General features: G+C 67.8%; 1 pseudogene. It reads right to left on the bottom strand.

The annotated features are described in order from the left end of the window. Positions 1–122 precede the first annotated feature (122 nt). A pseudogene (locus ACETK3_RS21445) lies at positions 123–242 on the bottom strand (IS3 family transposase); the annotation flags it as partial.

A 242-nucleotide genomic window follows, 5' to 3' on the forward strand; every position in this document is an offset into this window, starting at 1 on the left:
GGTCTTCCCGGTCGGGAACCCGGCTGCTTTGCGGCGGGAAGCGAGCATGGACCGGGCCCGGCCGGCGGCTTCCTCCGTGAAGAGGGCCTTGATGACCTCGGCCGGTTCCCACCGCTGGGCGTGGCCTCCCGCAACTTCGCGGCGTCATCAGACACGGCCCCGGACTGCACGCCATCTTCTCTGTCGGCAATCTTCATCCAGCGGTGCAGGGCAGCAGGTGAGACCCCGAAATCCTTGGCGAT

Origin of the sequence: Arthrobacter sp. E44 (genome assembly GCF_041877125.1) — a bacterium.
GTDB lineage: Bacteria > Actinomycetota > Actinomycetes > Actinomycetales > Micrococcaceae > Arthrobacter.